13 protein-coding genes are annotated in these 15,049 nt (G+C 39.4%); 12 read left to right on the forward strand and 1 reads right to left on the reverse strand.

The features are described from left to right. Window positions 1–42: 42 nt before the first annotated feature. From D3P12_RS05930 to D3P12_RS05985, 12 genes are all read left to right on the forward strand, one after another. Entirely contained in the window at window positions 43–552 is a 510-nt protein-coding gene (locus tag D3P12_RS05930) for an OmpH family outer membrane protein (protein ID WP_205941063.1), read from the forward strand. Window positions 553–613: 61 nt separating this feature from the next. After that, window positions 614–1,147: an OmpH family outer membrane protein gene (locus D3P12_RS05935; RefSeq protein ID WP_118194118.1), complete on the forward strand. Its 534-nt coding sequence runs from the start codon at window positions 614–616 to the stop codon at window positions 1,145–1,147. A 130-nt stretch (window positions 1,148–1,277) separates the two neighbouring features. Next, a complete protein-coding gene (locus tag D3P12_RS05940) occupies window positions 1,278–3,188 on the forward strand; it encodes an amidophosphoribosyltransferase (RefSeq protein WP_118194119.1) in 1,911 nt (636 codons plus the stop codon). A gap of 25 nt (window positions 3,189–3,213) precedes the next feature. Continuing rightward, the gene (locus tag D3P12_RS05945; RefSeq protein WP_118194120.1) at window positions 3,214–3,663 is read left to right on the forward strand and encodes a deoxycytidylate deaminase; all 450 of its coding nucleotides are present in this window, start codon (window positions 3,214–3,216) and stop codon (window positions 3,661–3,663) included. Window positions 3,664–3,711: 48 nt separating this feature from the next. Further along, complete coding sequence (locus D3P12_RS05950) at window positions 3,712–5,556, forward strand: UbiD family decarboxylase (RefSeq protein WP_118194121.1); 1,845 nt, start codon at window positions 3,712–3,714, stop codon at window positions 5,554–5,556. A gap of 59 nt (window positions 5,557–5,615) precedes the next feature. Beyond that, on the forward strand, window positions 5,616–6,005 hold the full coding sequence (locus D3P12_RS15435) for a DUF6686 family protein (RefSeq protein ID WP_118194122.1): 390 nt from the start codon (window positions 5,616–5,618) through the stop codon (window positions 6,003–6,005). 129 nt (window positions 6,006–6,134) lie between these two features. Continuing rightward, on the forward strand, window positions 6,135–6,662 hold the full coding sequence (locus D3P12_RS05960) for a ferritin (protein ID WP_118196995.1): 528 nt from the start codon (window positions 6,135–6,137) through the stop codon (window positions 6,660–6,662). Between the two features lie 154 nt (window positions 6,663–6,816). Continuing rightward, entirely contained in the window at window positions 6,817–9,516 is a 2,700-nt protein-coding gene (locus tag D3P12_RS05965; RefSeq protein WP_118194123.1) for a TonB-dependent receptor, read from the forward strand. 1 nt (window position 9,517) lies between these two features. Then, the gene (locus tag D3P12_RS05970; protein ID WP_118194124.1) at window positions 9,518–10,486 is read left to right on the forward strand and encodes an NAD(P)H-quinone oxidoreductase; all 969 of its coding nucleotides are present in this window, start codon (window positions 9,518–9,520) and stop codon (window positions 10,484–10,486) included. Between the two features lie 32 nt (window positions 10,487–10,518). Continuing rightward, entirely contained in the window at window positions 10,519–12,069 is a 1,551-nt protein-coding gene (gene guaA / locus D3P12_RS05975; RefSeq protein ID WP_118196996.1) for a glutamine-hydrolyzing GMP synthase, read from the forward strand. Next, window positions 12,026–13,270 carry a type 1 periplasmic-binding domain-containing protein gene (locus D3P12_RS05980; protein WP_157970263.1) on the forward strand — a complete coding sequence of 415 codons (1,245 nt, stop codon included), beginning with the start codon at window positions 12,026–12,028 and terminating at the stop codon, window positions 13,268–13,270. Before guaA ends, D3P12_RS05980 begins: the two co-directional genes overlap by 44 nt. A 19-nt stretch (window positions 13,271–13,289) precedes the next feature. Continuing rightward, window positions 13,290–14,459 (forward strand): RsmB/NOP family class I SAM-dependent RNA methyltransferase, encoded by a 1,170-nt coding sequence (locus D3P12_RS05985; protein WP_118194126.1) that lies wholly within the window; start codon window positions 13,290–13,292, stop codon window positions 14,457–14,459. On the opposite strand, the gene D3P12_RS05990 is transcribed toward D3P12_RS05985, so the two are convergent. Next, a complete protein-coding gene (locus tag D3P12_RS05990; protein WP_118194127.1) occupies window positions 14,456–15,022 on the reverse strand; it encodes a MarC family protein in 567 nt (188 codons plus the stop codon). The two genes, D3P12_RS05985 and D3P12_RS05990, sit on opposite strands and share 4 nt — an antisense overlap. Window positions 15,023–15,049: the final 27 nt, after the last annotated feature.

Raw genomic sequence — 15,049 nt, forward strand, 5'->3', positions numbered from 1 at the left:
TTACTTTTGCTTCAACAGCTAATTATAGTAGAGGGATAAACTATGAAAAATAAAAAAATCTGGTTAATCGTATTGTTAATGTCATTCTCGACATTTACTTTCGCTCAGCGATTTGCATACGTCGATAGTGAATCTATTCTGCAACGAATTCCTGAATATACGGCTGCACTTAAGCAGTTAGATGATTTATCTTCTAAATGGCAAAAAGAAGTAGACGCTCAATACGAAGAAATAGAAGAGATGTATCAGGCATATCAGGAAGACCAAGCGAATATGAATGAGCAAATGCGCAGACGTAGGGAAGATATGATTGTTAATAAAGAGCGAGAGGCAAAAGAGCTACAACGCACTCGGTTTGGTTTTGAGGGTGATCTGTTCAAAGAGCGCGAACGACTTTTGAAGCCGATTGAAACTCGTGTGGAAAAAGCTGTACAGGCAATTGCTGAAAAAGAAGGTTTGGATATTATTTTGGATAAAGGAACGGAGACTTTCTTATATTCGAATCCGAAATTGGATCGCAGTGAAGCTGTGATTAAAGAACTAGGTTATTAATCGCAATAAAAATACAATAAACAAAACAAGTAAACTCAAAAAAAAAACAGAACAATTGAAAATGAAAAACGTAGTAAAAGCAATAGCTATAGTTGCCGTATTTTTTTGTACGATAGGAGCAGTTAGTGCCCAGCAGAAAGTGGCGCATATTAACTCAGGAGAGGTTTTACAGGCAATGCCGGAGGTGAAAACAGCAGACGAATCATTTGAGGCTTTTCGTAAGACTAAGTTAGGTGAACTTGAAGCTGTTGATAAAGAGCGCCAAGCTAAGATTGCAACTTTTCAGGAAAAATATAAAACATTGACAGAGGAGAACCAAGAAGTTTTAGGTAAGGAGTTGGAAGGGTTGAATCAAGAGATTCAAACTATCGAACAACGGATAGGCGAACTAGATCAAAAAGCGCAACAAGAGCTTGCTCAGAAAAGAGAGGAATTGTATAAGCCGATTTTAGCTAAAGCGCAAGCAGCTATTGCTGCAGTGGCTAAAGAACAAGGTTATGCCTATGTTTTTGACACGCAAAATCAAGCCCTTGTGTATTTTGAAGGTGGGGAAGATATCACCGCTTTGGTTAAAACAAAGTTGGGTATTCAGTAGAAATCTGAAAAGATAAGGAAAGGGCCATCTCATGCGTTTGAGGTGGCCCTTTTTCTTTTTTAAACTTTGTTATAAAATAATACTTTTCTAGGCGTTAATAAATACTTAATTTTGCATTTCAATTGATGCTATGAGTGACTCAATCAAACACGAGTGCGGTATCGCACTAATCCGCCTTCTAAAACCATTATCATATTACCAAGAAAAATACGGAACGTCTCTTTACGGTCTGAATAAGCTTTATCTTTTAATGGAGAAGCAGCACAATAGAGGTCAAGACGGAGCGGGGATTGCGACGATTAAACTGGATGTCAAACCTGGTTATAGATACATCAGTAGGTATAGGGCACTGGGGAAGAATGCAATTTCTGAAATATTTGAGCATGTGCAATCGAAGTTTGGAGCCATACAAAAAACGAATCCGGAGAATTTTTTGGATGCGAAATGGTTAAAAGAAAACATGAGTTTTACCGGTGAGGTCTTGATGGGGCATTTGCGGTATTCAACTCAGAGCAATAATAGCCTGGAAAATTGCCACCCCTTTTTGCGTCAGAACAATTGGAAAACCAGAAATCTCGTTATTGCCGGTAATTTTAATATGACCAATGTCGATGAATTGTTGGAGCAATTGTTTGAACTGGGGCAACACCCGAAAGAGCAGGTGGACACGGTGACTGTATTAGAGAAAATAGGTCATTTTTTGGATACAGAGAATAATGTTTTATTCGATCAATTTAAAAAGCAGGGTTATTCAAATGTTGAGATCAGTGAATTGATAGCACAAAACCTCGATGTTGCTAATATCTTGAGACGATCTGCTAAAACATGGGATGGCGGCTATGCTATCAATGGAATCTTTGGTCATGGTGATGCATTTGTCATGCGAGACCCAGCTGGTATCAGACCTGCATTTTATTATCAGGATGATGAAGTTGTTGTGGTTACTTCTGAAAGACCAGCAATCCAGACTGCATTTAATGTGCCGATTGAGGAAATTAGAGAGATCGACCCAGGGCATGCTTTAATTATAAAACGAAATGGGCAGGTGAGCTTAGAACAGTTTATTGCTCCCCTTGAGAAAAAAGCATGTTCTTTCGAACGGATATATTTTTCAAGAGGAAGTGACGCGAGTATATACAAAGAACGGAAAATGTTAGGTCAATTGTTATGTGATTCTGTTCTTAAGTCAATTGATTATAATATTAAGAAGACCGTTTTTGCGTTTATTCCCAATACGGCTGAAATTGCTTATTTTGGTTTGCATGAAGGGATCAATAAATATGTAAAGGAACTGCAGGGTCGGAAACTTTTACGGCGCGCAGATAAGATTTCTGACGAGGAAATGAGTGAGATGTTAAATATCTCACCTCGTTTCGAAAAATTGGTCATAAAAGATGCGAAACTTCGCACATTTATCACGCAGGATGCCGATCGGCAAGATATGGTCGCGCATGTCTATGATACAACCTATGAGGTCGTTAAGCCAAATGAAGACACGATTGTAGCAATTGATGACTCGATTGTTCGCGGTACCACGCTAAAGCAGAGTATATTGAAGATTCTTGATCGTTTGTCGCCAAAAAAAATCATCATTGTTTCTTCCGCCCCACAGATCAGATATCCCGATTGCTATGGGATTGACATGTCAAAAATGGGCGAGTTTGTGGCATTTGAAGCGGCTATCTCATTGTTAAGACAGCGAGGTATGGCGAATATAATTGAAGAGGTTTATCATAAGTGCATACTCTCCCTAAATCAAGAAAAAGAAAAAGTGGTCAATCATGTGAAGGAGATTTATGATCCTTTTACTTACGATGAGATTTCTGAAGAGATAGCCCGTATCATTACGCCTCACGATATTAATGCTAAAGTTGAGGTTATTTATCAGACGCTGGATAATTTGCATTTAGCATGTCCTGACCATAAAGGGGATTGGTATTTTTCTGGAGAGTACCCAACCCCTGGAGGTAATAAAGTTGTGAACAGAGCTTTTATGAATTGGGTAGAAGGGAAGAAAACACGGGCGTATTTTTCAGCTTAGTTTTTACTTTTGGACGTTATTAAGAATGGCTAAACCAAGTTTTGATGAAATTTTTATGAACCTTGCGGAGGAGCTTTCGAAAAGGTCACATTGCATCAGAGCGCAGGTTGGAGCAGTACTTTCTAAAGACACTCGTATTATATCTATAGGCTATAATGGTCCCCCGTCGGGAACGCATAACTGTGATGAAGAGTGGCCGGGCGAAGGCTGCGCGAGAGATAGCAAGGGGAGTTGTTCTTTGGCATTACACGCGGAGCAAAATGCTATCCTTTACGCCGTTAAAAATGGGGCGGATCTGGAGGGTGCTACATTATATACAACTTTGTCACCTTGTCTGCCATGTGCTAGATTTATTTTCTCGGCAGGTATTGTTCATGTTTTTTACCGACACTCTTACGCTGAATACAAGGGGTTAATTGAAGATGAGGGTATATCCTTCTTAGAAAGATTCGGTGTGAAAACTTCTCGGATATAGTTTCATTCCAGTTCTTATTTAAGTTATCTTTATCCCATATTTAATAATATGGGATACAAAACCTTTGAAGAATGTGTAAGTGATTTGGAACGCAATGGTCACCTAATCAGAATTAAAGAAGAGGTTGACCCTTATTTAGAAATGGCCGCCATTCACCTTCGAGTTTACGAGAATCAAGGGCCTGCACTTTACTTCGAGAATATTAAGAATAGTAAATTTCCGGCTGTATCCAATCTGTTTGGTACGTTAGATCGTTCACGTTTTATTTTTAGAGATACGTTGGATCATGTGAAGCGTCTGGTTGAATTACGGTCAAATCCTTTAAAAGGGCTTAAATCACCTATCAAATCTGTTAAATCTTTAGGTGTAGGGTTTGGTGCTCTTCCGTTGAAGTCGAGATCGAACCCACCGATTATGTTTGGAAGAGCCCGGATAGACGAGCTTCCACAAATCGTTAACTGGCCTGATGATGGTGGAGCCTTTATAACAATGCCACAAGTATATACCGAGGATATTGAGAAACCTGGCCCGATGAAAGCGAATATGGGGATGTATCGGATCCAACTTAGTGGAAATGACTATCAGTTCAATCGGGAGGTTGGTCTGCATTATCAATTGCATCGAGGTATTGGGATTCATCAAACCAAAGCAAACCAATTGGGGAAACCCTTAAAAGTCAGCATTTTTGTTGGCGGGCCACCTGCTCATCCTTTAGCAGCGGTCATGCCATTGCCAGAAGGGTTACCTGAATTGGCATTCGCAGGAGCTTTGGGCAATCGAAGGTTTCGATATTTTTATGACAAGGAGGGCTTTTGTATCTCAGCAGACGCTGATTTTGTTATTACAGGAACTGTGTACCCAAACGAGAACAAACCTGAAGGGCCTTTTGGGGATCATCTTGGGTATTATAGCTTGGTACATCCGTTTCCGGTTATGAAAGTTCACAATGTATATCATAAGAAGAATGCGATCTGGTCTTTTACGGTTGTTGGAAGACCTCCGCAGGAAGATACCAGCTTCGGAGCACTTATTCATGATATTACAGGTTCTGCTATTCCTCAAGAGATTGATGGTCTCCATGCGGTTCACGCTGTAGATGCTGCTGGAGTACATCCGCTACTTTTTGCAATTGGGAGTGAAAGATATACCCCTTACTTGAAAGATAAGATACCCCAAGAGACGTTGACGATAGCGAATCAAATCCTTGGAAAAAACCAACTGAGTTTGGCGAAGTTTCTTTTTATTTCATCTCACGATGATAACCCTCATCTGGATATTCACGATATCCCTGCTTTTTTGACACATATATTGGAAAGGATTGATCCGACCAGGGACTTGCATTTCCAAACTAAAACTACTATTGACACGCTCGACTATACGGGTGAAGGTCTTAATTCAGGTTCGAAGGTTGTGATAGCTGGTGTAGGCGATAAAAAAAGAGACTTAGTAACTGAATACCCCTCTACTTTTCCGTCAGTTCGCGACTTTAGTCATTTTAAGTTGGTATTGCCGGGCGTGGTAGCTGTCGAGTCTCCACGTTTTGATGGATATTCTGAAGAACAAGCACGTCTAAAAGCATATACAACGATTTTAGAAGAGAATATAGATTTATTAAAAGGTGTAGGGTTGATTGTTCTTTGTGATGATGCTGACTTTGTGGCGGCAAACATTAATAATTTTGTGTGGACTACTTTTACGAGGAGCAATCCGTCGCACGATATTTACGGTGTTGGTAGTTTTACGGAGTATAAACACTGGGGCTGTCGTGGTCCGATAATAATCGACGCCAGGAAAAAGCCACATCATGCGCCTGAACTTATTAAAGACCCTAAAGTAGAAGCTAGAGTTGATCAATTGGGGTCGAAAGCCGGGTCTTTATATGGGATAATATAGTTTTTTATTTGGACTGATTACAAATAAAGTATATATTCGCACAGTGATAGCGGAATTATATGTGTATCCAGTTTAATCAACTAGAAGAATTATACAAATCAGATATTGGCGAGTTCTGTCAATGCAGTCGTAAAAATTGTTATCGTTTGACGTTTCGGGGCGAGCGGTTCGATTTAACGGTATCGGACTTTCTCTCGTTTAAGAAAGAGATTGATGCGATTGATATCGTAGCTATACTAACTGATTCCTCCTGCAAGTCGGATACGATCATTGTCAATTCTTATAGGACGAAGCGATTTCTTATTCTAAGTATTTTAGAAGTTATTCAATTGAAGGAATTGTTACGGGCGGCAAAGTTTATGGTTCAACTGAACAGTATGATTCACGAGTGCCTGAAGTGTCCTCTTACATGCCCTTTGGTTGACCAACGTCTCCAAGCAAGTCAATAAACCGTAAAAAATCTCTCGAGCTTAATTAGATTGAATTTGTATAACGTTTACTGTTAACAAATTACCTCATTGTTTGTTATTTTTGCACTATACAAACACGATGTTGTGTTGTTGTTAATAATTGAAACCATGAAAGATCTACTTCGTTTAAAAACTTCACTGAGAGAAGATATAGAAAACTTACTGAATGAGCAAATTCAATTAGAAGCCCATTCTTCATCAATCTATTTAGCCATGTCATCGTGGTGCGATGATCAGGGATTGGATTTCAGCTCTGGTTTTTTCGAAAGGCAATCAGCTGAAGAAAGAAACCACATGCTAAAGATCTTTAAATATGTAAATGATCGTGGAGGTAGAGCCATTTCTCCAGAGATTAAAAACATCCCAAAAGACTTTGAATCATTCCGATCAGTATTTGAGTCGGCTTTAGAACAGGAAATGCATGTGACGCAGCAATTGAACAATATTGCTGATAAATGTATGAAAGTAAAAGACTATGTGACATTCCAGTTTTTGCAATGGTTCTTAGAGGAGCAGATAGAGGAAGAATACGTGGCACGGCGGATACTTGAGATGTTTGATGTAATTGGGGAAGAGGGTACCGGACGTTGGGAAATTGACAAACACGTTCAGAAGGTTGCTTATTTAGAAGAGTAAGTCTCAATAATTTACAGAGAAAAGGGTCGCCATTTCAAAATGGCGACCCTTTTCTTTTGTATTAGAACAAAGAAAGTTCTATATTTCGACGAATTCTACTAAGCTCACAAATACTATTCTATGATAAGATCTTGACTTAATCTTGTTGCCGTTTATGCGCTTTGGTTTATGTTTCTTATTGATCCTATTATCGTTTCTGACCTATGGGCAGCAAACAAGGTCAGTTAGTGGAACTGTTCAGGACACATCAAACGTAAATTTGGAAGGAGTCAACGTTCGATTAATATCTGCTTCTGATACATTGTCAACGACAACTGATGCGAGTGGCAAGTTTTATTTTGAAGAAGTAAGGTCTGCTGATTTTCGTTTGGTTTTTAGTTTACTAGGTTTTCAACTCCAAGATAATTTTTATCGTGTAAATCCGCTATATCTTAGCAATCAGTTAATAACAGTGATTTTAAAGCCTCAGCGCAATATCCTTAAGGAGGTAGTGGTGTTCGCAGTACCGATTGAAATTAAAGGAGATACGGTGCAATACAATGCTGCAGCTTACCAATTTGGAGAAGGGGCCTTATTAGAAGAGCTTTTAAAGAAACTACAAGGAGTTGAGGTTAAAAGATCAGGAAAAGTGGTAGCGCACGGGGTCCCCGTTTCGAGAGTAAAGGTGAATAACAAAGATTTTTTCGGAGGGGATGTATTGACTGCTACACGAAATTTGCCGGCCGAGATAGTTGAAAATATACAAGTAATCGATGATTATGGAGACCAGGCCAATTTTACTGGAATAAAAGGTTCTTCTCCCGAAAAGATCATCAATATTACGATCAAGGAAGACCGTAACCGCGGTATGTTTGGGCAAGTGACTACAGGGCTGGGCACAGATCATCGATACTTGGGAAGTGTTTCGGCCAACAGTTTCGATAACGAAAGGCAGTTGTCGGTACTGGGATCGGTTAATAATACGAATTCAAGTTTATTTAGTTTTGGTGATGTCACGGGTGCTGGAGGGCGTGAAAGTACTAGTTCTGATCTGAGTAGTATGATCGAGACAGATGATGGGATTAATAAAACGAATTCAGTCGGGTTAAATTTTCGGAATACACTTTCTGAGAAAATCACAATGTACGGTGGTTACGTTTTTGTAAATCGGGCAAATGAGACTAAAGGAAGTACGGATATTACGAGTAATTTTCAGAGTGGCGCCATTGTTAGTGAAGAAACACGAGACTTAAACTCAGTTAATGACAGGCATACATTGGTCTGGAATGTAGAGTCAAAATTGTCGGATCGCACTTACCTGAAGGTAAGTCCTAATTTATCATATCAGATGAGCAATGGGGATTCGGATGGAGCTAGCCTTATTGAAAGTGGTTTTTTAACAACGTCAAGGCAAATTTGGAGTGCCGATGAGTCCTTTTCGCCACGGGGTGACCTGGATGTGTTTTTTAATCATCGTTTTAAAAAGGAAGGGAGGCGTTTTGGTATGACAATACACGGTGATTTGAGTGAAGATGACAAAGAGAACAGCGTAAGTGAATCTAATATTCATATTGATTCGAGTTATACCGATCCGTTACGAAGGGTTGAGCGTTATAGCCAATCTTTGTTTAACGATCGTGACGTGAAGAATTTTTCCTTACAAGGTTCATTTATCGAGCCAATTGGGGACAGAAGCATCATCGAATTAAATTTTGAACACACGTATGCCTCCTATAATAACAGTAGAAAGACAATCAACATTGGTAACTATGGTTCGACTTTGCCGGTTTCTGACTCTACAAGACTAAATTATGAATATCAGTATCAGATTGATCGCGTGGGATTTAATTTCCAATATAATGATGATCAAACTACATATACTATCGGTTTCGGACTGCAACCCACAATATTACGAGGGCATGCGCACAGGGACACTGCGACGAATCGATATGATATGAACCTGATTCCCAGTCTACGAGTGGCATATAGGATAAATAAGTTTAGTAATTTTTCGATATACTACCAGGGGAAAAATAATCAACCTGATTTTTCGCAGATACAACCTATTCAGGACCGGACAAACTCTCAGAATATTGTGTTTGGAAATCCCTTATTGAAGAGCGAATTTATTAATCAAATAAGTTTGCAGTATCGTAGTTTTGATTTGAAATCGGGCAATTCGTTTTTTAGTAATTTTACTTTTCAGAATATTAAAGATAAAATCGTTGTTAACCGTGTGTCCGTTCCAAATACTACAAAACAATGGACCAGCTTTCAAAACACCTCCGGATATTTTGATGCCAATGCGTATTATCTTTATTCCCTCTCGTTAATTGAGGAGGTATTGAATATCAATCTTAGTGGGTCGGCTATCTACACTAATAATATATCGTTTATTAACTATCAGAAGAATAAAGGTCGTTACTTGGTATATACGCAAGGCTTGCAAACTTCATTGATGCAAGAAGACTGGTTAGATTTGGATGTCAGAGGGTCTTATACACTGAATCATACGGCTAACTCTTTGGCATCCTTACAGGATCATGTTGCCAGTACGTGGATGTTTGGTATGGGTGGCAAGACCTATTTTGGGAATTGGGCCTTTAGTTTTGATATATCGCAACGGGTGAATAATGGCTATAGCGACTTTGTCAATGCAAATCCTACTATCTTGAACGCATATTTTGAAAGAACTTTTCTGAAAAATAATCGTGGGGCGTTACGTATACAAGCTTATGATCTATTTAACCAAAATACGGGCGTAAGTCATGATGTATATGGCAATGAAACTTACCAAACTCGTAATAATCGACTTGGGCGTTATTTTTTAGTGTCCTTAAATTTCCGTTTACAAAAATTTCCAGATCTTAAATAATATGAAAGCGATACAATATGATTCGCCAGGCGAGGCAAGCGTCCTCTATGTTACTGAGCTTGATCCTCCAACTTGTCGGCCTCACGAAGTACTAATTAGGGTGAAAGCTTCGGGAATTAATCGACCGGACATATTTCAACGACGTGGCAATTATAATGCACCTGCTGGAACTGTGCAAAATATTCCTGGTTTGGAGGTGAGTGGGACCGTTACTGCCACTGGTAGCCACGTGAGTCGTTTGAATATTGGCGATGATGTATGTGCTATACTTAGTGGTGGCGGATATTCGGATACGGTGTGTGTCGACGAACGTTTGTGTATGATAAAGCCATCAAATCTTTCTTTTACCGAGGCGGCGTCTTTGCCGGAAACAGTTTTAACCGTGTGGCATAATGTATTTCAGCGAGGCGGTCTCTCGAAGGATGAGTCGATTTTGGTTCATGGCGGAAGTGGTGGGATTGGTATAACAGCAATCCAGCTAGCACGGATTTTTGGGAAACAGGTATACGTTACAGCCGGGTCTGACGAAAAATGCAATGCCTGTGTTAATTTGGGCGCTACAGAGGCCATCAATTATCAGCAAAAGGACTTTGAAAAAGTTTTACAGGATAAAACGATTGACATTATTTTAGATATGATCGGAGGGAGTTACTTTGCAAAAAATATTCGCTTACTTAATACCGAAGGTAGATTAATCTATATCAACGCGATGGAGGGAGCAAAGGTTGAACTGAATATTATGGAAGTGATGAAGAAAAGACTAACTATCTCGGGCAGCACCCTGCGCAGTCGAACTATTGAATTCAAAGGTTCTCTGTGCCGTGAGGTGGAGAAGTATCTATGGCCGAAAATTGAACAAGGTCAGTTCGTGCCGGTGATAGATCGTACGTTTTCGTATGAAAACGTTGGTGATGCACATCGATATCTTGAGAACGGGCAACATTTTGGAAAAATTGTCTTGACATGGTAAGTGAATCAATTGGAATTCCTAACTTTGAGCCCATGCAAGAAAAGATTATCATCCTGGACTTTGGGTCACAATATACCCAATTAATTGCTCGTAGAGTAAGGGAACTAAACGTTTATTGTGAAATCCATCCGTTTAATAATCCGCCTGAAATAGGTTCTGATGTAAAAGGTGTTATATTATCTGGAAGTCCCTATTCCGTTCATCAGGATGATGCGCCTGTATTTGATTATTCTGCAATACATGGATCCTTACCTCTGCTTGGTGTTTGCTATGGTGCTCAATACATTGCCAATCAATCTGGAGGTACTGTTGCTCCGTCTGAGATTAGAGAATACGGAAGAGCTAGTTTGCAATATATCGCTGATAACAATCCTTTATTTAAAAACATCCAAAAGGACTCAGTAGTATGGATGTCACACGGAGATACGATCTCTAAAGTTCCAACTAATTTTCAGGTTTTAGCTAGTACTGATCATGTACGTGTGGCTGCATATCAGATTGAAGGAACACAAACCTACGGTATCCAGTTTCATCCTGAAGTAACACATAGTGCTGACGGAAAAGTATTGTTGGAAAATTTCTTAGTTGATATATGTCACTGTAGTCAAGATTGGACGCCGGACGCTTTTGTTGAAAATACAATTGACAGTTTAAAGAAAGAAATTGGTAATGACCATGTGATTCTTGCTCTTTCAGGCGGTGTAGACTCATCAGTTGCAGCTATATTATTACATCAGGCAATTGGTGATCGTTTACATTGTGTGTTTGTCGATAATGGACTGTTAAGGAAAAATGAGTTTGAACAAGTGCTGGACTCATATAAACATATGGGTTTAAACATCAAAGGTGTTGATGCGAAGGCAAGGTTTTACAAACAATTGGAGGGGGTTAAGGACCCTGAAAGAAAAAGAAAAATCATCGGCGGCATATTTATTGAAGTGTTTGACGATGCAGCTCATGAGATAGAAAATCAATTGCCAGCGGGTGATACCGTAAAATGGTTAGGACAAGGAACAATATATCCGGACGTGATCGAATCGATATCTGTTAATGGACCTTCGGCAACGATCAAGTCTCATCATAATGTGGGTGGACTACCTGATTTTATGAAATTAAAAGTGGTTGAGCCATTGAAGACTTTATTTAAAGACGAGGTAAGGAGGGTCGGAAAGGCATTGGAGATGGATCCTGCTATTTTGGGTAGACATCCTTTTCCGGGTCCGGGGTTGGCGATTCGCATATTGGGAGATATAACTGCGGAGAAAGTAAGAATTTTACAGGAAGCCGACGCAATTTATATCCGTAATTTGAGAGAAGCAGGATGGTATGACAAGGTATGGCAGGCGGGTGCGATTTTTCTACCGGTTCAGTCGGTTGGGGTGATGGGGGACGAAAGAACATATGAACATGTTATCTGTTTACGTGCAGTAGGCTCTACGGATGGAATGACAGCAGATTGGATTCACTTACCTTATGAGCTACTATCGAAAATATCTAATGAAATAATTAACCATGTCAAAGGAATCAACAGAGTTGTTTATGACATCAGTTCAAAGCCACCAGCGACAATTGAGTGGGAGTAGGGTTCTAATAGTTCTGATGGTATTGGTGTTCTTAAGTAGTTGTTCTATTTTTAGACCAACTGCACCTCCGGTAAAAACGGAGCCGAAAGAAGAGCCCATTGAACCCGAAGAGCCGAAAGAAGTCGAAAAAGAAGAAACCCCGGTTGAACCTACTGTTAACTCCGTAGTTCTGTTACTTCCGTTTCAACTAAATCGTATAGCGGGAGAACCTAGTCGGGAGGACGTGAAGCGAGTATCTGTCCCTTTAGATTTCTACCAAGGGTTTAAACTTGCTATGGATAATCTTACTCAGCGAGGGAATAATTTTAAACTAACAGTATTGGATTCACGTGATAATGCGGTAGAGAATAGACGTATGGCGGTGAGTCCCGAAGTGCAGTCTGCCGACTTAATTGTCGGACCCATATTCCCTCAAGAAATAGAAGTTTTCTCTAGCTCATCGAAAGCGGGTCACGCCCTGCAGGTTTCACCGTTGGCGGCGTCAAAACCATCGCAGTTCATGCATCCAAATTTGGTAAGTCTGATAGCTCCCATAGATTTACATAGCTTCGGTATAGCAGACTATATTGAAAAGATTCATCGTCGTGATGATCAGGTGATTTTGATTAATAAAGCTGATGAAGAAAGTGTTGAATTTTTGACACCGTTAAAAAGAAGCTTTGGAGAAAAGGGTATCCAGTTTACGGAAGTTAATGATGTAAATAAGGTTCGTGATATTCTTAATTTGGTAGGTAACAATATTATAGTCGTAGGCTCCACGAATAAATATGCAGTAAACAGTATTTTAACTGGCCTTGTAGATCTAAAGGATGAATTGGATGTTAAGATCGATTTATTTGGACATCCAAATTGGAGTCGTGGTTCATTCGATACCTTTAACTTGGAGTTATTGAACACGAAAATTTCCACCTCATTTTATGTAAATGCTGATAAGTCGACTGTAAGAGATTTTCAACGAAAATATAGAGACGAATTTAAAATCGAGCCAACCGAATACGCCTACAAGGGTTTTGATACTGGTTTTTTCTTTGGGTACATGTTGGCTAAATACGGTAAAGACTATCCGCAACATTTGACAGAAGAAACCTATGCGGGTGTCCAAACAGACTATCGTTTCGAAAGGAACTCAGCTTGGGGTTATGTGAATACTTTCGTGCGTATATTAGAGTTTAATGGGTACAAATATGTACCGGTTAATTAGACTCTGAATAAGCTGAATAATGAATGTAAAGCGCCTACGCCAACAAATAAGTACTTTTAAAAATATTCTCGACCAATATAGCTTCGATATTCCTCTCTCTCGCTTCTTAAGTAATTACTTTAGAAGGAATAAGCAAATGGGGTCTAAGGATCGAAAAATTGCCCGACGGCTAGTTTTTAACTATTTTAGACTTGGTGTGGCTTTTCCTGATTACGAGTTGGAAGCTAAGTTGGCTATTGCCGAGTATCTGTGCACAAATTCCAGTGATTTTGTCGAGTTGCTCGAGCCGTCATTGTTATCTACTATTGGAAAACCGATAGAGCAAAAACTTCAACATCTGAAAAGTTCATATGACTTTACTCCGAGTCAATGTTTTCCTTTACCTGAGATGATTTCAGATAAGATTAATGTAGATGATTTTTTGGTCAGTCATTTTGATCAACGTCGCTTATTTATCAGAATGAAATTGGGAAGTGAGCGATATGTGATGGACTTGATATCAGAAAATAATATTGAATTTACGAGACTTGGACCTTTGACTCTCCAACTAGAAGCAGATAGTCAGCTCGATAAAATTAAGGAAATAGCAGGACATTACGAGGTACAAGATCTAAGCTCTCAGCGAACGATCGATTTTTTTCGTCCGGAAGACGGAGATAGCTGGTGGGATGCATGTGCCGCATCAGGAGGAAAGGCACTTTTATTAATCGAGAAGAACCCGACTATTCGATTACTTGTTTCGGACATACGGGTCAGTATTCTTCGCAATCTTGATGAGCGATTTGACAAAGCGGGAATTAGAATTCCCTATCGAAAGAAGGTTATCGACCTAACGAAAGGTGCAAAAGCCAGCATAGGTGATGAAAAGTTCGACGGTATTATTATTGATGCTCCGTGCTCAGGATCTGGTACATGGGGAAGATCTCCCGAACAAATGTCGTCATTTACTCTCGAAAAACTTAAATATTATAGTCAATTGCAACGGCAGATTTTACTTGGTGTGATCAAGCATGTAAAGATAGGTAAACCTATTATCTACATGACTTGTTCCGTTTATCAAGAAGAAAATGAAGACCATGTTCAGTTTTTATCTGAAAATGGATTTCAGATAGAAACAATGGACTATTTAGAAGGTAGTGATGAAGGGGCGGACACATTATTTGCAGCTCGTATGATTCGGATCATTTAAAAACCTGTATTCGACCGAAATAGCTTAATGGCAATTGCTAACAGGATTATTCCGAAAGCTTTACGAAGTACGCTCAAGCCATTCTTTCCAAGTAATTTTTCCAGACGATAGGTGTTCTTTAATACTAGGTAAACGACTATAAAATTCAAAACAATTCCTATTATAATGTTTTGTGTGGCAAATTCCGCCTTTAAAGAGAGAAGAGTGGTAAGCGTTCCTGCCCCCGCAATTAAAGGAAAGGCTAGAGGTATGATGGAGGCTGTTTCATGACTATCTTCTTTAAAAACTGTAATACCAAGCACCATTTCCATCGCTATGAAAAAAATTACTAATGACCCAGCTATTGCAAAAGAAGCGACATCTACTCCAATAATGTTGAGCAGCTCCTCTCCGATAAAAAGAAAGGCCAACATGATCCCCATCGCAACCAGACATGTTTTTTCCGATTGAATCTTTCCAACTTTTTGTCGTAAGTCGATTATAATGGGGATCGATCCTAAAATATCGATGATAGCAAATAGTATCATTGATACCGAAAGAATCTCTTTAAAGTTAAAATACATATAATATGTTGATTATTAATCTATTCT

It is taken from the genome of Pedobacter indicus, assembly GCF_003449035.1.
GTDB classification, from domain to species: domain Bacteria; phylum Bacteroidota; class Bacteroidia; order Sphingobacteriales; family Sphingobacteriaceae; genus Albibacterium; species Albibacterium indicum.

Excerpts from the sequence above, each read along its gene's own strand:
- D3P12_RS05930 (WP_205941063.1), top strand. The coding sequence starts at position 43 with ATGAAAAATAAAAAAATCTGGTTAATCGTATTGTTAATGTCATTCTCG.
- D3P12_RS05935 (WP_118194118.1), top strand. The coding sequence starts at position 614 with ATGAAAAACGTAGTAAAAGCAATAGCTATAGTTGCCGTATTTTTTTGT.
- D3P12_RS05940 (WP_118194119.1), top strand. The coding sequence starts at position 1,278 with ATGAGTGACTCAATCAAACACGAGTGCGGTATCGCACTAATCCGCCTT.
- D3P12_RS05945 (WP_118194120.1), top strand. The coding sequence starts at position 3,214 with ATGGCTAAACCAAGTTTTGATGAAATTTTTATGAACCTTGCGGAGGAG.
- D3P12_RS05950 (WP_118194121.1), top strand. The coding sequence starts at position 3,712 with ATGGGATACAAAACCTTTGAAGAATGTGTAAGTGATTTGGAACGCAAT.
- D3P12_RS15435 (WP_118194122.1), top strand. The coding sequence starts at position 5,616 with ATGTGTATCCAGTTTAATCAACTAGAAGAATTATACAAATCAGATATT.
- D3P12_RS05960 (WP_118196995.1), top strand. The coding sequence starts at position 6,135 with ATGAAAGATCTACTTCGTTTAAAAACTTCACTGAGAGAAGATATAGAA.
- D3P12_RS05965 (WP_118194123.1), top strand. The coding sequence starts at position 6,817 with ATGCGCTTTGGTTTATGTTTCTTATTGATCCTATTATCGTTTCTGACC.
- D3P12_RS05970 (WP_118194124.1), top strand. The coding sequence starts at position 9,518 with ATGAAAGCGATACAATATGATTCGCCAGGCGAGGCAAGCGTCCTCTAT.
- guaA (WP_118196996.1), top strand. The coding sequence starts at position 10,519 with ATGCAAGAAAAGATTATCATCCTGGACTTTGGGTCACAATATACCCAA.
- D3P12_RS05980 (WP_157970263.1), top strand. The coding sequence starts at position 12,026 with ATGACATCAGTTCAAAGCCACCAGCGACAATTGAGTGGGAGTAGGGTT.
- D3P12_RS05985 (WP_118194126.1), top strand. The coding sequence starts at position 13,290 with ATGAATGTAAAGCGCCTACGCCAACAAATAAGTACTTTTAAAAATATT.
- D3P12_RS05990 (WP_118194127.1), bottom strand. The coding sequence starts at position 15,022 with ATGTATTTTAACTTTAAAGAGATTCTTTCGGTATCAATGATACTATTT.